At 68.6% G+C, this 21,540-nt stretch carries 19 protein-coding genes; 9 read left to right on the forward strand and 10 right to left on the reverse strand.

The window, feature by feature from the left end:
• Nucleotides 1–16: 16 nt before the first annotated feature.
• Together D9753_RS17770 and D9753_RS17775 are read right to left on the reverse strand one after the other, a co-directional pair.
• Nucleotides 17–1,099, reverse strand: coding sequence for an inositol-3-phosphate synthase (locus D9753_RS17770; RefSeq protein WP_121787900.1), 1,083 nt, complete (start codon nucleotides 1,097–1,099; stop codon nucleotides 17–19).
• A 44-nt stretch (nucleotides 1,100–1,143) separates the two neighbouring features.
• Nucleotides 1,144–1,827: a PadR family transcriptional regulator gene (locus D9753_RS17775; RefSeq protein ID WP_121787901.1), complete on the reverse strand. Its 684-nt coding sequence runs from the start codon at nucleotides 1,825–1,827 to the stop codon at nucleotides 1,144–1,146.
• A gap of 783 nt (nucleotides 1,828–2,610) precedes the next feature.
• Between D9753_RS17775 and D9753_RS17780 the strand changes: the two genes are divergently transcribed.
• Both D9753_RS17780 and D9753_RS17785 read left to right on the forward strand, forming a co-directional pair.
• Complete coding sequence (locus D9753_RS17780; protein ID WP_121787902.1) at nucleotides 2,611–4,914, forward strand: transglycosylase domain-containing protein; 2,304 nt, start codon at nucleotides 2,611–2,613, stop codon at nucleotides 4,912–4,914.
• Nucleotides 4,915–5,043: 129 nt separating this feature from the next.
• Complete coding sequence (locus tag D9753_RS17785; protein WP_205614183.1) at nucleotides 5,044–6,597, forward strand: glycosyltransferase family 87 protein; 1,554 nt, start codon at nucleotides 5,044–5,046, stop codon at nucleotides 6,595–6,597.
• Between the two features lie 90 nt (nucleotides 6,598–6,687).
• Here D9753_RS17785 and D9753_RS17790 read toward each other — a convergent pair whose 3' ends face one another.
• The 3 genes from D9753_RS17790 to D9753_RS17800 form a co-directional block, all read right to left on the reverse strand.
• A complete protein-coding gene (locus D9753_RS17790) occupies nucleotides 6,688–7,719 on the reverse strand; it encodes an alanine racemase (RefSeq protein ID WP_121787903.1) in 1,032 nt (343 codons plus the stop codon).
• A gap of 85 nt (nucleotides 7,720–7,804) precedes the next feature.
• On the reverse strand, nucleotides 7,805–8,923 hold the full coding sequence (locus D9753_RS17795; RefSeq protein WP_121787904.1) for a lipid II:glycine glycyltransferase FemX: 1,119 nt from the start codon (nucleotides 8,921–8,923) through the stop codon (nucleotides 7,805–7,807).
• A 119-nt stretch (nucleotides 8,924–9,042) separates the two neighbouring features.
• Nucleotides 9,043–9,357 (reverse strand): hypothetical protein, encoded by a 315-nt coding sequence (locus D9753_RS17800; RefSeq protein ID WP_121787905.1) that lies wholly within the window; start codon nucleotides 9,355–9,357, stop codon nucleotides 9,043–9,045.
• A 258-nt stretch (nucleotides 9,358–9,615) separates the two neighbouring features.
• Between D9753_RS17800 and rpsF the strand changes: the two genes are divergently transcribed.
• From rpsF to rplI, 4 genes are all read left to right on the forward strand, one after another.
• The gene (rpsF, locus tag D9753_RS17805; protein ID WP_121787906.1) at nucleotides 9,616–9,906 is read left to right on the forward strand and encodes a 30S ribosomal protein S6; all 291 of its coding nucleotides are present in this window, start codon (nucleotides 9,616–9,618) and stop codon (nucleotides 9,904–9,906) included.
• Between the two features lie 76 nt (nucleotides 9,907–9,982).
• Entirely contained in the window at nucleotides 9,983–10,576 is a 594-nt protein-coding gene (locus D9753_RS17810; protein ID WP_121787907.1) for a single-stranded DNA-binding protein, read from the forward strand.
• A 63-nt stretch (nucleotides 10,577–10,639) separates the two neighbouring features.
• Entirely contained in the window at nucleotides 10,640–10,876 is a 237-nt protein-coding gene (gene rpsR / locus D9753_RS17815; protein WP_003949403.1) for a 30S ribosomal protein S18, read from the forward strand.
• Between the two features lie 18 nt (nucleotides 10,877–10,894).
• Nucleotides 10,895–11,341, forward strand: a complete 447-nt coding sequence (gene rplI, locus D9753_RS17820) for a 50S ribosomal protein L9 (protein WP_121787908.1) — start codon at nucleotides 10,895–10,897, stop codon at nucleotides 11,339–11,341.
• A gap of 117 nt (nucleotides 11,342–11,458) precedes the next feature.
• Here the strand turns inward: rplI and D9753_RS17825 are convergent, their stop codons facing one another.
• Nucleotides 11,459–12,796 carry an MATE family efflux transporter gene (locus tag D9753_RS17825; protein ID WP_121787909.1) on the reverse strand — a complete coding sequence of 446 codons (1,338 nt, stop codon included), beginning with the start codon at nucleotides 12,794–12,796 and terminating at the stop codon, nucleotides 11,459–11,461.
• Nucleotides 12,797–13,277: 481 nt separating this feature from the next.
• On the opposite strand from D9753_RS17825, the gene dnaB reads away from it, so the two are divergent.
• Nucleotides 13,278–14,756: a replicative DNA helicase gene (dnaB, locus tag D9753_RS17830; RefSeq protein WP_121787910.1), complete on the forward strand. Its 1,479-nt coding sequence runs from the start codon at nucleotides 13,278–13,280 to the stop codon at nucleotides 14,754–14,756.
• A gap of 51 nt (nucleotides 14,757–14,807) precedes the next feature.
• On the opposite strand, the gene D9753_RS17835 is transcribed toward dnaB, so the two are convergent.
• Together D9753_RS17835 and D9753_RS17840 are read right to left on the reverse strand one after the other, a co-directional pair.
• Nucleotides 14,808–15,563: a dienelactone hydrolase family protein gene (locus D9753_RS17835; RefSeq protein WP_121787911.1), complete on the reverse strand. Its 756-nt coding sequence runs from the start codon at nucleotides 15,561–15,563 to the stop codon at nucleotides 14,808–14,810.
• A 545-nt stretch (nucleotides 15,564–16,108) separates the two neighbouring features.
• Complete coding sequence (locus D9753_RS17840) at nucleotides 16,109–17,359, reverse strand: phosphatase PAP2 family protein (RefSeq protein WP_240468470.1); 1,251 nt, start codon at nucleotides 17,357–17,359, stop codon at nucleotides 16,109–16,111.
• A gap of 422 nt (nucleotides 17,360–17,781) precedes the next feature.
• Here D9753_RS17840 and D9753_RS17845 point away from each other — a divergent pair, with 422 nt between their 5' ends.
• Entirely contained in the window at nucleotides 17,782–19,167 is a 1,386-nt protein-coding gene (locus tag D9753_RS17845) for a serine hydrolase domain-containing protein (protein ID WP_121787913.1), read from the forward strand.
• A gap of 86 nt (nucleotides 19,168–19,253) precedes the next feature.
• Here D9753_RS17845 and D9753_RS17850 read toward each other — a convergent pair whose 3' ends face one another.
• Together D9753_RS17850 and D9753_RS17855 are read right to left on the reverse strand one after the other, a co-directional pair.
• Complete coding sequence (locus D9753_RS17850; protein WP_121787914.1) at nucleotides 19,254–19,706, reverse strand: GNAT family N-acetyltransferase; 453 nt, start codon at nucleotides 19,704–19,706, stop codon at nucleotides 19,254–19,256.
• Nucleotides 19,707–19,715: 9 nt separating this feature from the next.
• Nucleotides 19,716–20,174, reverse strand: coding sequence for a MarR family winged helix-turn-helix transcriptional regulator (locus D9753_RS17855; RefSeq protein ID WP_121787915.1), 459 nt, complete (start codon nucleotides 20,172–20,174; stop codon nucleotides 19,716–19,718).
• A gap of 143 nt (nucleotides 20,175–20,317) precedes the next feature.
• On the opposite strand from D9753_RS17855, the gene D9753_RS17860 reads away from it, so the two are divergent.
• On the forward strand, nucleotides 20,318–21,526 hold the full coding sequence (locus tag D9753_RS17860; RefSeq protein ID WP_121787916.1) for an MFS transporter: 1,209 nt from the start codon (nucleotides 20,318–20,320) through the stop codon (nucleotides 21,524–21,526).
• Nucleotides 21,527–21,540: the final 14 nt, after the last annotated feature.

Below are 21,540 nucleotides of genomic sequence, written 5' to 3' on the forward strand. Positions count from 1 at the left end.
CGGCGATCAGCCGTGACTAGCGCTCGACGTCACCGCGGATGAACTTCTCGACGTTATCGCGGGCCTCGTCGTCGAAGTACTGGACCGGCGGGGACTTCATGAAGTACGAGGACGCCGACAGGATCGGGCCGCCGATGCCGCGGTCCTTGGCGATCTTCGCGGCGCGCAGGGCGTCGATGATGACACCCGCCGAGTTCGGGGAGTCCCAGACCTCGAGCTTGTACTCCAGGTTCAGCGGGACGTCACCGAAGGCGCGGCCCTCGAGGCGGACGTAGGCCCACTTGCGGTCGTCCAGCCAGGCCACGTAGTCCGACGGGCCGATGTGGACGTTCTTCTCGCCGAGGTCCCGGTCGGGGATCTGGGAGGTGACGGCCTGCGTCTTGGAGATCTTCTTGGACTCCAGGCGCTCGCGCTCGAGCATGTTCTTGAAGTCCATGTTGCCGCCGACGTTCAGCTGCATCGTGCGGTCGAGGACGACACCGCGGTCCTCGAACAGCTTCGCCATGACGCGGTGCGTGATGGTGGCGCCGACCTGGGACTTGATGTCGTCACCGACGATCGGCACGCCGGCCTCGGTGAACTTGTCCGCCCACTCCTTGGTGCCGGCGATGAAGACCGGGAGGGCGTTGACGAAGGCGACCTTGGCGTCGATGGCGGCCTGGGCGTAGAACTTCGCCGCGGCCTCGGAGCCCACGGGGAGGTAGCAGACCAGGACGTCGACCTGCTTGTCCTTCAGGACCTGGACGATGTCGACCGGCTCGGCGTCCGACTCCTCGATGGTCTCGCGGTAGTACTTGCCGAGACCGTCGAGGGTGTGGCCGCGCTGGACCGTCACACCGGTGGTGGGAACGTCACAGATCTTGATGGTGTTGTTCTCGGAGGCGCCGATGGCGTCCGCGAGGTCCAGGCCGACCTTCTTGGCGTCGACGTCGAACGCGGCGACGAACTCGATGTCACGCACGTGGTAGTCACCGAACTGCACGTGCATCAGGCCGGGGACCCTGGACGCCGGGTCGGCGTCCTTGTAGTACTCGACTCCCTGCACCAGCGACGCCGCGCAGTTGCCCACGCCGACGACGGCTACGCGAACCGAACCCATTCCGGTTGCTCCCTGTGTGTACGAGTGAGGCCCTGACTGGGCGCTCACGTGGCGGTGTCGTCGGGCGTATCCGTCCCGGAGGTGTCCCCGGGACGGGGCAGGCCGCCCGTCGATCCTGTGGTGGTGTTCTGCTGAGCGGGTCCCCCGGATGCGGAACCCTTCAGGTCCCGCCCGGCCCGCTCGCTCTCGATGAGCTCGTTCAGCCAGCGCACTTCGCGCTCCACGGACTCCATGCCGTGGCGCTGCAGCTCAAGCGTGTAGTCGTCCAGGCGCTCCCGGGTGCGCGCCAGCGAGGCGCGCATCTTCTCCAGGCGCTCCTCCAGGCGGCTGCGCCGGCCCTCCAGCACGCGCATGCGCACATCGCGCGAGGTCTGCCCGAAAAAGGCGAACCGTGCGGCGAAGTGCTCGTCCTCGTACGCGTCCGGGCCGGTCTGGGAGAGCAGCTCCTCGAAGTGCTCCTTGCCTTCCGCGGTCAGCCGGTAAACGATCTTGGCGCGGCGGCCGGCGAGGGGAGCGGCGAGCGCGTCCTCGTGGGTGCTTCCCGGCTCCTCGATCAGCCAGCCGTTGGTGACCAGCGTCTTCAGGCAGGGGTAAAGCGTCCCGTAGCTGAACGCACGGAACACACCCAGTGACGTGTTCAGACGTTTGCGCAGCTCGTACCCGTGCATCGGGGACTCCCGGAGCAGGCCGAGTACGGCGAACTCGAGGATGCCGGAACGCCGGCTCATCGTCGCCTCCTCCCGGTCCCGCAGGGCGATCCCGCAGGTCTCGCAGTGCCTGTCCGTGTCTTTATACCGTGCAGATGTATCGACTCGATACATCAGCACGATAGAACGGCTCACTGTGGGCGACAAGGGGGATGACGGTGAACGGGATCACATCACCGATTCGTTGGAGGCAACTTGCCTGTTTTGGGGTGAACTTCGGAGCTCGGCGGGTTTTGGCGGTGCGTAGTCTGTGCGGCATGCACACCACCGGGAACCCCGCGGCGCCTGGGACGCGTCGTCGTCCTTGGTGCAGTACGGGTGAATGCGGAACCGACCACATCCGTACTTCGGGGGGACCGGAAACCAGCCGCCGTTCCAGGCGCGCACGGGTGCGCCTGCCCGAGGAGTAATCGTTCGATGAGCGAGCACCGTCGCAAACCGCCGCAGCCGCAGGGAGGCGGACGTGCCGCGGCCCGACGCGGCCAGTCCGGTTCGTCCCCAGGCCGCCGTGCGGCTCCGCGGGGCGCCACCGGGTCCCCTGCCGATTCCTACGCGTCCGGTTCCTACGGACCGGACTCCCAGGACTCGGGAGGCGATGTCTACGGCAGTCGTGCCGAGGCCCGCCGGGCGGCGCAGAAAGGCGCCCGTCGCAGACCGGCCGACGCGGCGGTCCCGGACGGGCGACGCGGTGGTCCGGGCGGTCCGACCGGCCCCGGACGCGGCCGGGGGCGGGCGACGACGGCACCCGGCAAGAAGCGACTGATCGACTACCCCCGGGCCGGCAGGCACGGCTGGCGACGCTGGGTGCCGTCGTGGAAGCTGGTCAGCGGCCTGTTCATCGGGTTCGTCGGCAGCCTGGTCGCGATGGTGGGCATCGGCTACGCGATGGTCTCGATCCCCAACGAGAACGACGCGGCCAAGTCCCAGAACAACGTCTACTACTGGGCCGACGGCAGCCAGATGGTCGCCACGGGCACTGGCGTCAACCGGCAGAACGTCAACATCGAGCAGATCCCCCCGGCGATGCGTTGGGCCGTGATCTCCGCCGAGAACAAGTCCTTCTACCAGGACTCGGGTATCGACCCCATGGGCATCGCGCGCGCCGTGGCCAACATGGCGCGGGGCGGTCAGACGCAGGGTGGCTCGACCATCACCCAGCAGTACGTGAAGAACACGTACCTCAGCCAGGATCAGACGCTCACCCGCAAGTTCAAGGAGATGTTCATCTCCATCAAGGTGGGCACGAAGCTGAAGAAGGACGTCATCCTGCGGGGGTACCTGAACACCTCGTACTTCGGCCGGGGCGCGTACGGCATCCAGGCCGCGGCGCAGACCTACTACGGCAAGGACGCGGTCGACCTCCAGCCGAGCGAGTGCGCCGTCCTCGCGGCCCTGCTCAAGGGCCCGACGTACTACGACCCGGCGGGCAACCCGGATCTTGACAGGTCGGCGAACGCCGAAGCCAACAAGAAGCGGTCGCAGAACCGCTGGGCCTGGATCCTCGGCGAGATGCACAAGGACAAGCACCTCAGCGACGCCGACTACCAGAAGGCGATCAAGAGGTACCCGATGCCCGACGGCCGCAAGGCGACCAAGGGCATGACCGGGCAGATCAGCTACCTGGCCGACACGGCGAAGAAGTACGTCCTCACCCACTCCGACATCACCGAGGCCCAGTTCGACCGGGGTGGTTACCAGATCTACACGACGTTCCAGAAGGGCAAGGTCAACGCCCTGGCCAAGGCCGTCAAGAACGTCCAGAAGGACCGTCTCGACCCGAAGCACCGCGAACTCGACAAGTACGTCCAGTTCGGTGCGGCCTCGGTGGTGCCCAGGGACGGCGCCATCGTCGCTCTCTACGGCGGTGACGGCTACGAGAACGGGCACTTCACGAACAACGCGGACACCTCCGGCGTCCCGGTGGGTTCGACCTGGAAGCCGTTCGTGCTCGCCGCGGCCATGCAGTACGGCACGTACGACTCCAAGGGCGAGGGCGTCTCCCCGCTGAGCAAGTACAACGGCAACGACCACCTGAAGGTCCATAAGCCGGACGGGTCGTTCTATCTCAACAAGGACAACTCGTACTTCTTCCAGAACAACGAGAGCGACCATCAGTGGGGGTACATCACCCTGCGCAAGGCGATGGAGCAGTCCGTCAACACACCGTTCGTGCAGCTCGGTGTCGATGTGGGGATGACGCACGTCCGGGACGTCGCCAAGTCCGCCGGCATCCTCGGTGACAGCATGTCGCAGGACCTCAACCCGTCCTTCGCCATCGGTACGTCGACGCCCAGCGCGATCCGCATGGCCGATGCCTACGCGACGTTCGCCGCGTCCGGCAAGCAGACGGCCCCGTACTCCGTGACCGCGGTCAAGGTCAATGGCGCGGACGCGCCCAGCTTCGTCAAGCCCAGGCCCGCTCCACAGCAGGCACTGGACCCGAACATCGCCAACAACGTCACGGACGTCCTCGAGAACGTCATCCAGAACGGCACGGGCACGAACGCCAAGGCTCTCGGCCGGACGGCGGCCGGCAAGACGGGTACCACCGACGAGAACAAGTCGGCCTGGTTCGTCGGCTACACCCAGCAGCTGTCGACCTCGGTGGCGATGTTCCGGGAGAACCCCAAGGACCACAAGCTGCTGTCCATGAACGGCACGGCGGGCGTGGACTCCATCCACGGTGGTGACATCCCGACGTCGGTGTGGACCGAGTACATGAAGACCGCGCTCAAGGGCAAGAACGACCCTGGTTTCCCGCCCGCCACCGAGATCGGCACGGTCCAGAACGAGGTGGGCGCCCCCACCCCGACCCCGAGCGCCACGTTCACCCCGACCCCGACCCCGACGCCGAGCGCCACGCCGAGCCCGACACCCAGCGAGACGACACCCACGCCGTCTCCCTCGGCCAGCGCGTCCTGCGTCCCCGGGTGGGGCAACACCTGTGACGGGAACACCACGGGCCCAGGTGGCACGGACACGGGCGGGGGAACCGACGGAGGCACCAGCCCGACGCCCACGGACACGGCCGGCAACGGGAGCACCCGGGGTAACGGCAACGGCAACGGCAACGGCAACGGAGGCTTCTTCGGAGGCCCGACCGGCTGACGAGGCGATCCGCCCGATTGGCAGCCTTATCGCCGGGCAGGGGTGTTTCACGTGAAACACGGGCCGCCGCACCCGCGAGGTGCGGCGGCCCTCGGCGTGTTCCTGGGCGGGTACGGCAGGATGTGCCTCATGCCCAGTGCAGAGATGACGCCCACGAGCATGCACGAGCCCGAGCCCGTGCGGGCCGCCACGGCAGAACCGGTGCAGCCGACCAGGGAGGACGAGGTCGCCGCCGCCGGCAGTGAGCTGATCGGCGGCCCCCTGGGGCAACGCGCCCTGCCCGGGACCACCTGGTGGACACCCGTACGGATCGTGCTGCTCGTGGCGATCGGCATGTTCGCCCTCGGCCTGGTCCAGAAGGCGCCCTGCTACCACAGTGCCTGGTTCTTCGGCGCGAGCAGCCAGTACACGCACGCCTGCTACTCGGACATCCCGCACCTCTACCAGGGCCGTGGGTTCGCCGATCATCTCGTGCCGTACTTCGACAAGCTGCCCGGCGACATGGGATACCTCGAATACCCGGTGCTGACCGGGCTGTTCATGGAAGTGGCCTCCTGGCTGACCCCGCACAGCGGCAGCATCCAGCACCAGGAGCAGTGGTACTGGTTCGTCAACGCCGGGATGCTGATGGTGTGCGCCGCGGTCGTCGCCGTCTGTGTGGCTCGCACCCACCGCCGGCGCCTCTGGGACGGCCTGCTGGTCGCCCTGGCGCCCGCCTTCGCCCTGACGGCGACCATCAACTGGGACCTGCTGGCGGTGGCTCTGACGGCCGCCGCGATGCTGATGTGGTCGCGGGGCCGGGCCCTCGCCTTCGGGGTTCTGCTGGGCCTCGCCACGGCCGCCAAGCTGTACCCCGTCCTGCTGCTGGGTCCCCTGCTGGTGCTCTGCTGGCGGGCCGGCAGATGGCGGCAGTTCGGCCGGGCCGTGGCCGGCGCGGTGGGCGCCTGGCTCGTGGTGGACCTGCCCGTGATGCTCACGCACGACGCGACGGGCTTCCACATCCGCGAAGGCTGGGCGAAGTTCTACACCTTCAGCGAGGAGCGCGGGGTCGACTTCGGTTCCTTCTGGCTGATCTGGTCGCAGAACTCCAGCAACCCGCCCACCATCGGCTTCGTCAACAACGCGGCCATGGTGCTGGTGGTGCTGAGCTTCCTCGGCATCGCCGCGTTGGCGTTCACGGCTCCGCGACGACCGCGCTTCGCCCAACTGGCCTTCCTGATGGTGGCGGCCTTCGTCCTCACCAACAAGGTCTACTCCCCGCAGTACGTCCTGTGGCTGGTGCCACTGGCGGTCCTCGCCCGGCCGAAGTGGCGCGACCTCCTGGTCTGGCAGGCGTGCGAGGTGGCGTACTTCCTGGGTATCTGGCTGTACCTCGCCTACACGACCAGCGGAGACGCCCACAAGGGCCTGCCGACGCAGGGCTACCACTGGGTGATCGTCGTGCATCTGCTGGGCACGCTCTACCTGTGTGCCGTCGTCGTACGGGACATCCTCATGCCGGAACAGGACGTCGTGCGCCGAGCCGGTGACGACGATCCCTCGGGCGGGGTGCTCGACGGGGCGGAGGACGCCTTCGTGTTCGGTGCGGCGACCCGTCCGCCGCTGCACGCGGCCCGTTCTGAGGGGCCGCAGGTGGACTGGGGCAGAGGCGGGACACCGGCCGGCAGCGACCGTTTGCTCTGAGCGAACAGGCATCCTCGGCCGGTCGTCAGGTCATGCAGAAGGCCGTACCCCGGAACTCCGGAGTACGGCCTTCACGCTGTCCGGACGGGCTCAGCGGTCCACGATCCGGTCGAACTGGGTGGTGGTGTGCCGCAGATGGGCCACCAGCTCGTCACCGACCTTCGGCTCGGGGGCGTCCGCGGGGACGAACAGGATGGACACCTGCATGTGCGGCGGCTCGGCGAACCAGCGCTGCTTGCCGCCCCAGACGAACGGCGAGAGGTTCCGGTTGACCGTGGCGAGCCCGGCCCGTGCGACACCCTTGGCCCGCGGCATGACGCCGTGCAGGGCCTTCGGGGCCTCCAGGCCCACCCCGTGCGACGTACCGCCCGCCACGACCACCAGGAAGCCGTCGGAGGCGGCCTTCTGCTGGCGGTAGCCGAACCGGTCGCCCTTCGCCACGCGGGTGACGTCCAGGACGGCTCCGTGGTACTCGGTGGCCTCGTGGTCCCCCAGCCACAGCCGTGTGCCGATGCGGGCACGGAACCGGGTCTGCGGGAACTGCTGCTGAAGCCGGGCCAGTTCGTCCGCCTTGAGGTGGCTGACGAACATCGTGTGCAGCGGCAGCCGGGCCGCGCGCAGCCGGTCCATCCAGCCGATGACCTCCTCGACGGCGTCCGAGCCGTCGGTGCGGTCGAGGGGCAGGTGGATGGCGAAGCCCTCCAGCCGGACGTTCTCTATGGCCTGGTGCAGTTGCGGCAGCTCCTGCTCGCTGACGCCGTGCCGCTTCATCGAGGACATCACCTCGATCACGACACGGGCGCCGACGAGGCCGTACACACCGTCGATCGACGACACCGAGCGCACCACCCGGTCGGGCAGCGGCACCGGCTCCTCGCCGCGCCGGTACGGCGTCAGCACCAGCAGGTCACCGCTGAAGAAGTCCTTGATGCGCGCGGCCTCGTACGTGGTGCCGACGGCGAGCAGGTCGGCACCGAGCCGCGTGGCCTCCTCCGACAGCCGTTCGTGCCCGAAGCCGTAGCCGTTGCCCTTGCAGACCGGGACCAGCCCCGGGAACTGCTCCTGCACGTGCTTGTGGTGCGCACGCCAGCGCGCGGTGTCGACGTAGAGCGTGAGCGCCATGGCCGGACCCGGGACCTTTCTCGTGACTGCGGTGGATCGGAGATGTGAGGACTGTGAAGGCTATGGAATCAAACGTCCGCGCGGCTCAGCGGCGCGACATGTAGATGTCGAGCGCCTTGTGGAGCAGTTTGTTCAGGGGGAAGTCCCACTCGCCGAGATACTCGGCGGCCTGGCCGCCGGTACCGACCTTGAACTGGATGAGGCCGAAGAGGTGGTCCGTCTCGTCCAGCGAGTCGGAGATACCGCGCAGGTCGTAGACGGTGGCGCCGAGTGCGTAGGCATCGCAGAGCATCCGCCACTGCATCGCGTTCGACGGCCGGACCTCGCGGCCGATGTTGTCGGAGGCGCCGTAGGAGTACCAGACGTGCCCCCCGACGATCAGCATGGTCGCCGCGGACAGGTTCACCCCGTTGTGCCGCGCGAAGTACAGCCGCATGCGGTTGGGGTCCTCGGTGTTGAGGGCCGTCCACATGCGCTGGAAGTACGACAGCGGGCGCGGTCGGAAGTGGTCGCGGACGGCCGTGATCTCGTACAGCCGCTGCCACTCGGGCAGGTCCTGGTAGCCACCCTGGACGACCTCCACGCCCGCCTTCTCGGCCTTCTTGATGTTGCGGCGCCAAAGCTGGTTGAAGTTCTTGTGGACCTCTTCCAGGGAACGGTTGGCCAGCGGCACCTGGTAGACGTAGCGGGGCTGCACGTCACCGAAGCCGGCACCGCCGTCCTCGCCCTGCTGCCAGCCCATGCGACGCAGCTTGTCGGACACCTCGAAGGCGCGCGGCTCGATGAAGTCGGCCTCCAGATCGCGCAGCCGCTTGATGTCCGGGTCCTGGATGCCCCTCTTGATGGTGTCCGCGTTCCAGCGACGGATGATCACCGGCGGGCCCATCTTCACCGAGAAGGCGCCCTGCTGCTTCAGATGCGCCAGCATCGGCTGGATCCACTCGTCGAGGTTCGGCGCATACCAGTTGATGACCGGGCCCTCGGGCAGATACGCCAGATAACGCTTGATCTTGGGCAACTGGCGGTAGAGGACCAGGCCCACGCCGACCAACTGGCCGCTCTTGTCGAACCAGCCGAGGCTCTCCGAGCGCCACTCGGCCTTCACATCGGCCCATGCCGGGACCTGCATATGGCTCGCCGCCGGCAGGCTCTGGATGAAAGCCAGATGTTGCTCACGGCTGATGGTCCTCAGGGTCAGGCTCATGTCGGGGCGCTCCTCGGGCTGGTGTGTCCCCATGGGTACAGGGGCTCCGGCTCTCGCGCCGAAGCCTACTGCGCCCCGCGAGCGCCCCGACTGGGCGTACGGGCCTTAACCCTGACGGGTCAGCTGATGAGCCCGCCGAACAGCCCGCCGTGCGCCATGCCGAGCAGGAATCCGATTCCCGAGGCACCGAGGCCCAGGATCAGACCGAAACGCTCGCGAGTGGTCACCGAGATCCACTGTCCGTACGCGCCGACGAAGAGACCGACCAGGCCGGCCCAGGACGTCAGCAGGTGGAGGCCGTGGAAGAACGACGTGATGAAGGACAGCAGCCCCAGGACCAGCGTCACCGCCATGAGGGCGTCCTGGAGCGGATGGGACTTGCCGTCCGTCGCGAACAGGGATCCGGCTGTGTTGGGCTGCAATGCCTGTGCCATGGGGCACCTCCTGCGGAAGCGGCGCATCGTAGCGCCGTAGACACCCGATGTGTACAGATTGAGGGCGTCGGCGGCAGGATTTCAACCGGAAGCAGGTGTGCGGGTAGTCTGTAACGTCTGCACGGTGTCTGCCCACGCCCGCCGGGTGCCCTTCGGGACCCCCGAGTGTCAGTGGTGGCCGATACCGTTGCGTACGCATCACAACCCTCCTGCCACGGAACGACCGTGGCCGCTGAGTCCGAAGGAGGTGGGTTCCACATGCGTCACTACGAGGTGATGGTCATCCTCGACCCCGATCTCGAAGAGCGTGCTGTCTCCCCGCTGATCGAGAACTTCCTGTCCGTCGTCCGTGACGGTGGCGGCAAGGTCGAGAAGGTCGACACCTGGGGTCGTCGTCGTCTCGCCTACGAGATCAAGAAGAAGCCCGAGGGCATCTACTCGGTCATCGACCTTCAGGCCGAGCCTGCGGTCGTCAAGGAGCTCGACCGCCAGATGAACCTGAACGAGTCGATCCTCCGGACCAAGGTCCTCCGCCCCGAGATGCACTGAGCTTCCGCTCAGCTGATCCCGGGACTCGAGTAGCAGCACCAAGCAGCCAGCAGCAAACCCGCCGAGAGGTTCCCCCATGGCAGGCGAGACCGTCATCACGGTCATCGGCAATCTTGTCGACGACCCCGAGCTGCGCTTCACCCCGTCCGGTGCGGCGGTCGCGAAGTTCCGCGTCGCGTCCACTCCCCGCACCTTCGACCGCCAGACGAACGAGTGGAAGGACGGCGAGAGCCTCTTCCTGACCTGCTCGGTCTGGCGTCAGGCGGCGGAGAACGTCGCCGAGTCGCTCCAGCGAGGCATGCGCGTCATCGTGCAGGGCCGGCTGAAGCAGCGGTCCTATGAGGACCGTGAGGGCGTCAAGCGCACGGTCTACGAGCTGGACGTCGAGGAAGTCGGCCCCAGCCTGCGCAATGCCACGGCCAAGGTCACCAAGACCGCCGGTGGCGGCCGCGGTGGCCAGGGGGGTTACAGCGGCGGCGGTGCCGGCGGCCAGCAGGGCGGCGGCTGGGGCGGAAGCTCCGGCGGTGCCCAGCAGGGCGGCGGCTCCGGCGCTCCGGCCGAAGACCCGTGGGCGACCGGCACTCCTGCCGGTGGCAACCAGGGTGGCGGCGGCTGGGGCGGAAGCTCCGGCGGCAATGGCGGCGGCTACTCGGACGAGCCCCCCTTCTAGGCCTGTCGGGCCGAGTGAGGGTGGGTCGTACCCCAACTTCTTGATCACACAGGAGAAACACCAATGGCGAAGCCGCCTGTGCGCAAGCCGAAGAAGAAGGTCTGCGCATTCTGCAAGGACAAGGTCACGTACGTGGACTACAAGGACACGAACATGCTGCGGAAGTTCATTTCCGACCGCGGCAAGATCCGTGCCCGCCGCGTGACCGGCAACTGCACGCAGCACCAGCGTGACGTCGCCACGGCCGTCAAGAACAGCCGTGAGATGGCGCTGCTGCCCTACACGTCCACCGCGCGATAAGGGAAGGGTGACCGACTAATGAAGATCATCCTCACCCACGAGGTCTCCGGCCTCGGTGCCGCGGGCGACGTCGTCGACGTCAAGGACGGTTACGCTCGTAACTACCTGATCCCGCGGAAGTTCGCTATCCGCTGGACCAAGGGTGGCGAGAAGGACGTCGAGCAGATCCGTCGTGCTCGCAAGATCCACGAGATCCAGACCATCGAGCAGGCCAACCAGATCAAGGGCCAGCTCGAGGGCGTGAAGGTCCGCCTGGCCGTCCGCTCCGGCGACTCCGGCCGTCTCTTCGGTTCCGTCACCCCGGCCGACATCGCTTCCGCGATCAAGGCTTCCGGTGGCCCCGAGGTCGACAAGCGCCGCGTCGAGCTGACCGCTCCGATCAAGACCCTGGGCGCCCACGAGACGTCCGTGCGTCTGCACCCCGAGGTTGCCGCCAAGGTCAACATCGAGGTCGTCGCGGCCTGATCGCTGCGTGATCGCTGTGCTCACCTGAGCAGGTGAAAGGGGCCGTATCCGTCCAGGGTGCGGCCCCCTTCCCATGGCCGGGGGAAAGGGCGCCGCACCGTGTTTCACGTGAAACGGTCAGCGCGCAGCGCCCGTCACGATCCAGCGGCCCGAGCGCGTCCGCAGCCACAGGGTCAGCATGCGCACCGTCATCATCAGCGCCATCGCCGCCCAGATCGCGGTGAGCCCGCCACCGAGAGCGGGCACCAGCAGGGCCACCGGGGCGAACACCGCCAGGGTGACGACCATCGCCCAGGCCAGGTACGGGCCGTCGCCCGCGCCCATCAGGACCCCGTCCAGGACGAAGACGATCCCGCAGACGGGTTGGGAGAGCGCCACCAGCAGCAGCGCCGGCAGGGCGACGTCCTGAACCACGGGGTCGCTGGTGAACAGCGGCAGGAACAGCGGCCGGGCGGCCACCACGAGCAGACCCAGTACGACACCGGTCGCGATCCCCCACTGGATCATGCGACGGCACGCTTCGCGTGCGCCTTCCGCATCGTCGGCGCCGAGGTACCGGCCGATGATGGCCTGCCCCGCGATCGCTATCGCGTCGAGCGCGAAGGCCAGCAGGTTCCACAGCGACAGGGTGATCTGATGTGCGGCGATGTCGGCGTCACCGAGGCGTGCCGCTACCGCCGTGGCGATCATGATGATCGCTCGCAGGGACAGGGTGCGGACGAGGAGGGGGACGCCTGCCCGGGCCGAGGCCCGGATGCCGGCGGCGTCCGGGCGGAGGGAGGCACCGTGCCGTCGGGCCCCGCGGACGACGACGGCCAGGTAGACGGCCGCCATCCCGCACTGCGCGATGACCGTGCCCCAGGCGGAGCCGGCGATGCCGAGCCCGGCGCCGTAGACCAGCGCCAGGTTCAGTCCGGCGTTGGCGACGAAGCCGCCGACCGCGACGTAGAGGGGGGTCCGGGTGTCGTGCAGGCCGCGCAGGACACCGGTGGCAGCCAGGACACCGAGCATGGCGGGGATGCCCAGCGAGGAGATGCGCAGATACGTCGTGGCGTAGGGAGCCGCTGTCGCGGAGGCGCCGAAGAGGTCCACGATGCCTGGGGCGAGGGGCAGGACGACGGCGATCACCGCGGCACCGAGCAGCAACGCCAGCCAGATCCCGTCCATGCCCTGCCGGATGGCTGCCTGGAGATCACCGGCTCCGAGGCGCCGGGAGACGGCGGCCGTGGTGGCGTAGGCGAGGAAGACGAAGACGCTCACCGCGGTGGTGAGGAGCGCCGAGGCGACGCCGAGACCGGCGAGCTGCGCGGTCCCGAGGTGGCCGACGATGGCGCTGTCCGCCAGGACGAACAGGGGCTCGGCGACGAGGGCACCGAAGGCCGGGACGGCCAGCGCGACGATGGCCCGGTCGTGTTGCCGTCGGGTGGCGCGGGGGGTCGCTGGAGCCTGTGTCATGAGCGTCAATGTAATCATCCACAGGTAAGTGATGCAACTGGCTATCGATCCTTACTTGCCATCTGGTGGCGTGTCCTTTCGGGCACCGTTCGAAGCGATCTTGGCCCGATGGGGAAAGTTTTTCTTCTGCACAGCCGGTGGATGGCAAAAGCGCAGGTCAACGGGTTCTCCTTGAGGGGATCGAGGGCTTGTTCACAGGGCTGTCCACCGGGTCGTGCACAGGTTTCGGCGAGTTCTCCACAGCATCCGGGCGGTCGTCCACATGGCCTGTGGATAACCAGATTGGCTGACGGTGCCGACGGGCCTACCGTGGTCCGGCGCCCGCTCCTTTTCGCGGCCCCGGAAGTATCCCTGTTCCGGCCCGGGAAACGTCACAAATCCGACGCGACAGAAGCGGAGTTGGGCCTCTTGTTTGTCAGTGCCGTGCCGTACAAAAGAGGTCACGGCGAGGTCCGCCGTGCGGACGGGAGGAGGTGGCTCGGTGAGCATTTCCGAGCCCTTGGACGATCCGTGGGCCGACAGCGGGCCCAGTGATCGTCTGCCGGCCTCCCGGCGGCGCGGTGACGGTGGCCGGAGCCGTGACGAACAGCACGACCGGGGCCGGGACAATGGTTCCTGGGAGGGCTCGGGTTCGGCCTTCGAGCGGGTTCCGCCCCAGGATCTGGACGCCGAGCAGTCGGTGCTGGGCGGCATGCTGCTGTCGAAGGACGCCATCGCCGACGTCGTCGAGATCCTCAAGGGCCACGACTTCTACAAGCCCGCGCACGAGACGATCTACCAGGCCATCCTGGACATCTACGCCAAGGGTGAGCCGGCCGACCCGATCACCATCGCCGCCGAACTCACCAAGCGCGGTGAGATCAACAAGGTCGGCGGGGCCGCCTATCTCCACACCCTCGTCCAGACCGTGCCGACGGCGGCCAACGCCGAGTACTACGCGGAGATCGTCCACGAGCGGGCCGTCCTGCGCCGCCTGGTCGAGGCCGGAACGCGCATCACGCAGATGGGATACGCGGCCGACGGCGACGTGGACGAGATCGTCAACAGCGCCCAGGCCGAGATCTACGCCGTCACCGAGCAGCGCACCAGCGAGGACTACCTGCCGCTCGGCGACATCATGGAAGGCGCCCTCGACGAGATCGAGGCGATCGGTTCCCGCAGCGGCGAGATGACGGGCGTGCCCACCGGGTTCACCGACTTCGACTCGCTGACGAACGGCCTCCACCCGGGGCAGATGATCGTCATCGCGGCCCGTCCCGCCATGGGTAAGTCGACGCTCGCACTGGACTTCGCGCGGGCCGCCTCGATCAAGAACAACCTCCCGAGCGTCATCTTCTCGCTCGAAATGGGCCGCAACGAGATCGCGATGCGACTGCTGTCCGCCGAGGCCCGGGTCGCCCTGCACCACATGCGCTCCGGCACGATGACCGACGAGGACTGGACCCGGCTCGCCCGCCGCATGCCGGACGTCTCGGCCGCACCGCTGTACATCGACGACTCGCCGAACCTGTCGATGATGGAGATCCGCGCCAAGTGCCGGCGCCTGAAGCAGCGCAACGACCTGAAGCTGGTCGTCATCGACTACCTCCAGCTGATGCAGTCCGGCGGCTCCAAGCGCGCCGAGAGCCGCCAGCAGGAGGTCTCGGACATGTCCCGTAACCTCAAGCTGCTCGCGAAGGAGCTGGAAGTCCCGGTCATCGCCCTCTCCCAGCTCAACCGTGGCCCCGAGCAGCGCACCGACAAGAAACCGATGGTCTCCGACCTGCGTGAGTCCGGTTCCATCGAGCAGGACGCCGACATGGTCATCCTGCTGCACCGCGAGGACGCGTACGAGAAGGAGTCCCCGCGCGCGGGCGAGGCCGACCTGATCGTCGCCAAGCACCGCAACGGCCCCACCGCCACGATCACGGTCGCCTTCCAGGGCCACTACTCCCGTTTCGTGGACATGGCCCAGACCTGATCCGAGCCGATGCGGGGCCTCAGGCTCGGTGTCGTTTTCTCCGCTGTCGTGTCATCGCGACGGCGGTCCTGACGCGCCGGACGGTTCCGTCACGGGCAGGCACTCGGCGAGCAGGCCGACGACGTCGCGCCAGGCTCGCTGCGCGTGCCGGGGGTGGTAGCCGACGCCGGGGACCACGTTCTGGTCGACCGGTGGGTGGTGGAAGGCGTGCAGGGCTCCGCCGTAGACCACGAGGCGCCAGTCGACGCCCGCGGCCCGCATCTCGGCGGTGAAGGCGTCCCGTTGCTCAGCGGGCATGATCGGGTCCTCCGATCCGACCCCGGCCCACACGGGGCACCGGATGCGTGCCGCCTCACCCGGTCGGCCCGTGGTGAGCGCGTTGACCGTCCCGATCGCGCGCAGGTCGACGCCGTCGCGGCCGAGTTCCAGCACGATGGTGCCCCCGGTGCCGTAGCCGATGGCGGCGACCCGGGCCGGGTCGGTCCGCGGTTCGGCACGCAGCACATCGAGTGCCGCGTGACCGATGCCCCGCATCCGGTCGGGGTCGGCGAGCAGCGGGGTCGTGTGCGCCAGCATCTCCGCCGGGTCGGTGAACCAGCGCCCGCCGTTGATGTCGAAGGCCAGCGCCACGTAACCCAGTTCGGCCAGGGCGTCGGCCCGGCGGCGCTGGAAGTCGTTCAGGCCCGGCCCCTCGGGCCCGATCAGGACCGCGGGCCGGCGGTCGGTACCGGTGGGGAGCGCGAGGTGCCCGATCATCGTCAAGCCGTCGGCCGGGTATTCGACCGTACGGGTGGTGACAGTCGTCATGAGACCGGACTCTAGTGATCGTCGAGCCCGGCCGGGCCGGGCTTCGCCGTCGGCGGAACGGGGCGGGTGCGGGCCCGTGGCTGACGCCGTGGAAGGCACCCCTGGTTCTTCACCGCACCGCTCGGCTCACGTCAGCAGGGCGTGGTGATCGTGCGTCGAGGCGGCGGGGGGGGGGGGGCATTCGCGGCCATGGGCTGCACCGCCGGTAAGGCGATCACGGCACTGCCCGTGAGGATGTGTCGGATGCTCACAGTTCTCCCTGGTCTCGTTCCCGGACTGGTTGGCGTGCCGGCGACAGGACTGTGCGGCGTTGCCCCGCGTCGTCGTCAACCTCGGCGTTCTCGACGATCGACCCGCCGATGCGCGCCGTCCGTCCGTCCCGGATATCTCGGACACGCGGGCACTCCTGAGGAACCTCCGCGGCGCCCGAGAACCGTTCAGGTGGGAGAGGGCAGACGACACGGGCCGTGAGGACCGCCGGCCGGCAGGCGGGTGACCGCCTGCCGGCAGCGTTCATGGGGCAGTCCTCGGACCGGCTTGGTGTCTCAGACCAGTTCCGGCTGGGGTTCCGGTTGGGGTACTGGTGCGGTTTTCGGTTCCCACGGTCCGGTGGTCCGTATGTAGCCGTAGATCACGGAGACCATCGCCAGCGCGAGAAGTGGTCCGAACACCGACGGAAGCGCGGCCATTTCCACCGGCAGATAGCGATAGGACACCAGGAGCGCGGCGAAGACCGTCGTGCCGTAGGCGACCAACTGGATTCCCGACCGGTCCCAGCCGCGTTCGAGCGAGCGCAGAGCCGCCTCGATCGTGAGGGTGAACACCACGCCGGCGATGATGTCCGTGCCGTAGTGGTAGCCGAAGCCCAGGGTGGCGCCGAGCGTGGCGATGAGCCAGAACGTGCCGGCGAAGCGCAGAAGCCGCGGGCCCTTGCGGGAGTGAATGAAGATCGCGGTGGCCCACGCGGTGTGCAGGCTCGGCATGCAGTTGCGCGGGGTGATCTCGTCGAACGGCATGTGGTGCGGGGTCGCCAGGGCCGGCGCCGTGTGCGGCCACTGGTCGGCCACCGCCCAGTGCCCGCCGTCCGCGCCGTAGGCGAAGATCGGCCCGACCACCGGGAAGAGCATGTAGATGCCGGGCCCCAGGAGGCCGATCACCAGGAAGGTGCGCACCAGGTGATGGCGCGGGAACCGGCGCTCGGCCGCCACGTTGCGCAGCTGGTAGAGCGCGACGACGACCGCGGCCACCGCGAGCTGGATGTAGACGTAGTCGAGGACATGGTCACCGATCGAGCCGGTGGCCCTGACGATCCGGCCCGCTACCCAGGACGGGTTGCCCAGCGCGTGATCGGCGGTCGCCACGTACTGGTCCAGCACCGTCGGCCGGGTCTTCGACGTGATGAGCAGCCAGGTGTCACCGGTCTTGCGGCCGGCCACCAGGAGCAGGCCCAGCCCGACACCCTTCAGCAGCAGGACGCGTTCCCGTCCGGTGCGGCGCGTGACAGCGATGACCGCATAGCCCAGGACCACCCACAACGCACCGTTGCCGAAGCCCATCTTGGTGTCGGTCGCCCAGCGCACCAGCAGGAAGACGACATCGATGCCGACCGCGACACCAGCGGCGATCAATCGCTCCCGCCAGGTGAGCACCACCATCATCAACGCCATGCTGGCGTACAGCAGTGGCCCTGATTTAGGGGCGACCACGACCTCTTTCACCTGGTTGGTGATCGGCCCCGGCAGACCGTAGTGACGAGCGGCGATCTCCAGCGCGATGAGGAATCCGAGGGCCACCACGCCCACCGTGGCCCACAGTACGGTTCGTGGCCGACGCCACGCGGAAGATGTAATTCCGCACCTTATTCGCGAAAATACCTGCGATGCCATAGATGTCAATTGTCTGGCCGATGCGATAGGGATTGGTGGAGTAGGTCACTCATCGTGCTGGTGGCATCGTTTTCCGGTAAGGACGGGTGATGAGGGCGATCGTCGTAAGTTAGAACATGTTATCGGAGTGGTGCGAGCGGGTTTCGTCGGTCACCGATGCGGCGAAGGCCGGGCGGTCCGGCGCTCGTTGGTCCAACGTCCCGGGGATGACCATGGCACTGTCCGCCCCCGCCGGTACAGCCCCCTGTACGGTCCGCGCGTCCCGAGGGCGTGCTTTCGCACCGCACGGGCCCGCATTCGACGTCCGGCGCCGCAACCGGTGGACTGAGCCCATGACGACATCTCAGGAAGCACTGCTCCCCGGCACCCGGCGAGCCCTGCTGCACCGGATCGCTGTCGCGCAGGCCGAGGGGCGGGCTCCGTCGCTGGTGGCCGCCGTCGTACGGGACGGACAGACCGTGTGGCACGGAGCGCGGACCTCGGTGGAGGGGCACGGGCCGGACGAGACCGTGCAGTACCGGATCGGCTCCCTCACCAAGATCTTCACCGCCGTACTGGTGCTGCGGTTGCGAGACGCGGGTGTGCTCGACCTCGGTGATCCGCTGGAGAGGCATCTGCCGGGCACCGGCGTGGGCGAGGCGACGATCGGGGAACTGCTCGCGCACACCGCCGGATTGGCGGCCGAGTCGCCCGCGCCGTGGTGGGAGCGCACTTCCGGCGCGCTGCGGCCCGAGCTGAGCGACGTGCTGGGTGATCAGCCCCTGCTGCATCCCGTCGGCCGGCGGTTCCACTACTCCAACCCCGGCTACACGGTGCTCGGCGCCCTGGTGGAGGAGCTGCGCGGGGCCTCCTGGGAGAAGGTCCTGCGAGAAGAGATCCTGGAGCCGCTGGGCCTGCACCGTACGAGCGCGCAGCCACGGGCCCCGCACGCGGGTGGCTGGGCGGTGCATCCGTGGGCCGATGTCCTGCTGCCCGAGCCGCTGGAGGACCTGGGCCGGATGGCGCCGGCCGGCCAGCTCTGGTCGACCACCGGGGACCTGGCGCGGTTCGCCTCCTTCCTGGCCCGTGGCGACGACCGGGTCCTGAGTGCGGAGTCGGTGCGAGAGATGCGGACCCCGGCGGCACCCACCGAGGCCGCGGACGTGATGGACGGAGCCACCTACGGCCTGGGCATGCAGATCCAGCGCCGCGACGGCCGGCTCCTCGTGGGGCACTCCGGCTCCCTGCCGGGATTCCTGGCGAACCTCACCATCAGCGTGGAGGACGACGTGGCCGCGGTGGTGCTCGCCAACTGCACGAGCGGACCGCTACTGGGTGCGGTGGGCGCGGACCTCGTCCGGATCGTCGCCGAGGCGGAGCCACGGATCCCTGAGCCCTGGCGGCCCCTGCGAGAGGTAGAGCCGGCGGTGCTGGAGCTGGCGGGGCAGTGGTACTGGGGCCCGCATGCCGTCGCCATGCGGGTGACCTCCGACGGTCTCCTCGTGCTGGCACCGCTGACCGGCGGCGGTCGTCGCGCCCGCTTCCGCGCGAACGGCGACGGCACGTGGACGGGTACGGAGGGCTACTACGCCGGCGAAGTGCTGCGGCCGGTACGGCGCTCCGACGGAACCATGAGCCACCTCGATCTCGGCTCGTTCGTGTTCACGCGGCAGCCGTACGATCCCGAGGCACCGGTGCCCGGCGGGGTCGACGCGGAGGGGTGGCGGGGCATCGGCTAGCCCCCTGGGACGTCCGAGGGGGTGTGTTTCACGTGAAACACACCCCCTGGGCGGTTCCTGATGTTTTCGCCCGCCCGGTACGGCGGTCAGAGGCGCAGCTTGAAGCCCTCGTGGGACGCGGTGAAGCCCAGCCGTTCGTAGAAGCGGTGGGCGTCGGTGCGCGACTTGTCGGACGTGAGCTGCACCAACTGGCAGCCGAGCCGCCGGGAGGTGTCGACCGCCCACTCGATCAGCCGGCTGCCCAGTCCGCTGCCACGCTCGTCGGCGTGGATCCGGACCGCCTCGATGAGCGCGCGGGTCGCGCCCTTGTGCGACAGACCCGGGACGAGCGTGAGCTGGAGGGTCCCGATCACACGGCCTTCGCGGACCGCGACGACGAGATGCTGGTTCGGGTCGGCCTCGAGCCGTCCCAGCGCGGCCCGGTACGGCGTCAGATCGTCGGGTGACTCACGCTGGGCGCCCAGCGGGTCGTCGGCGAGCATGGCGACGATCGCCGGGAGGTCGTCGGCGGTCGCGTCCCGTATTTCAAGATCTCCCATGCCCGCACCCTATGCGGGCACGTTCAGGGACTCCACCGCTCGGACCAGCGGCGCCAGTTCGGCGTTCCTGGACGCCTCGTCCAGGGCTTCACGCAGTGCGGCGTCGTTGGTGGGCCGCGCCTCGTCCAGCAGGCGCAGGCCCGCCGGAGTGACGTTGGTGTAGATGCCGCGCCGGTCGGTGGGGCACAGATACCGCTCCAGCAGGCCGCGGTCCTCCAGCCGGGTCACCAGGCGCGTGGTGGCGCTCTGGCTGAGCACGACCGCGTCGGCGACCTGCTTCATCTGTAGATGGCCGCCCTCGCCGTCATGCTGCCGGCTGAGCACGTCGAGCAGGGAGTACTCGCGCACGCTCAGGTCGTGCCCGGCCTGCAGGGCGCGCTCGATGTGCGCCTCGATCCTTCCGTGCAGCGCAGAAAGGGCGCACCACCCCTGGGCGAGCGCGGTGAGCGCGGGGTCCGTCGCTGTCATTGGCGTTTCCTCCGTCCCGGAGCGGCTGCACCACCAGGATAGAGCACGCCCGCAATAGTCAGCGATTGCAAGTAACCCGCGTGTGCAACTATTGTGGGCGAACGCAAAGCGCCCCTGCAATCGTCTGGAAGGTGTACCCCTCCATGCCTCTCGCGCTTCTGGCCCTCGCGATCGGGGCCTTCGGAATCGGCACGACCGAGTTCGTGATCATGGGCCTGCTGCCCGAGGTCGCGAGCGACTTCGGGGTGTCCATCCCCATGGCGGGTCTGCTCGTGACGGGCTACGCACTCGGCGTGGTCATCGGAGCCCCGCTGATGACCGTCCTCGGCACCAAGGTCCCGCGCAAGCGGATGCTGATGCTGCTGATGGGCCTGTTCATCGCCGGCAACCTGCTCTCCGCCGTGGCCCCGGCCTTCTCGGTCATGCTGATCGGACGCGTGGTCGCCTCGCTCGCCCACGGTGCCTTCTTCGGCATCGGCTCGGTCGTGGCCGCCGAGCTGGTCGCGCCCCACAAGAAGGCCGGCGCCATCGCCATGATGTTCACCGGTCTGACCGTCGCCAACGTCATCGGCGTCCCGCTGGGCACACTCGTCGGACAGACCGTCGGCTGGCGTGTCACCTTCGCCGTCGTCACCGTCCTCGGCTTCATCGGTCTCGCCGGCATCGCCAAGCTGGTGCCCGACCTGCCGCGCCCACAGGGCGTCCACCTGCGACACGAGCTGGCCGCCTTCAAGAACGCCCAGGTCCTGCTCGCCATGGCGATGACCGTTCTCGGCTTCGGCGGCGTCTTCGCGGCCATCACCTACATCGCGCCGATGATGACCCACGTCACCGGCTTCGCCGACGGCTCGGTCACCTGGCTGCTGGTGCTCTTCGGTCTCGGCATGGTCGGCGGCAACCTCCTCGGCGGCAGGTTCGCCGACCGCGCGCTCATGCCGATGCTGTACGTCTCCCTGGGTGCCCTGGCCGTCGTCCTCGCGCTCTTCACCTTCACCGCCCACAACAAGATCGCGGCCGCGGTGACCATCGCGCTGATCGGTGCCCTCGGCTTCGCCACGGTGCCGCCGCTCCAGAAGCGCGTCCTCGACCAGGCGCACGGCGCCCCGACGCTCGCGTCGGCGGTGAACATCGGCGCCTTCAACCTGGGCAACGCCCTGTCCGCCTGGCTGGGCGGCCTCGTGATCGCGGCCGGCTTCGGCTACACGGCCCCCAACTGGGTCGGCGCCGCCCTCGCCGCCGCGGCTCTGATCCTCGCCGTCCTCTCAGCCGCCCTGGAGCGTCGCGACGGCGCACGCACCACCGTGGCCGCCTCCGGGACGCCCGCCGGGCAGCGGACGCCCGTCCACCACTGAGCCGTCCGGCACAC

This window comes from Streptomyces dangxiongensis, from assembly GCF_003675325.1.
In the GTDB taxonomy this organism is placed as follows: domain Bacteria; phylum Actinomycetota; class Actinomycetes; order Streptomycetales; family Streptomycetaceae; genus Streptomyces; species Streptomyces dangxiongensis.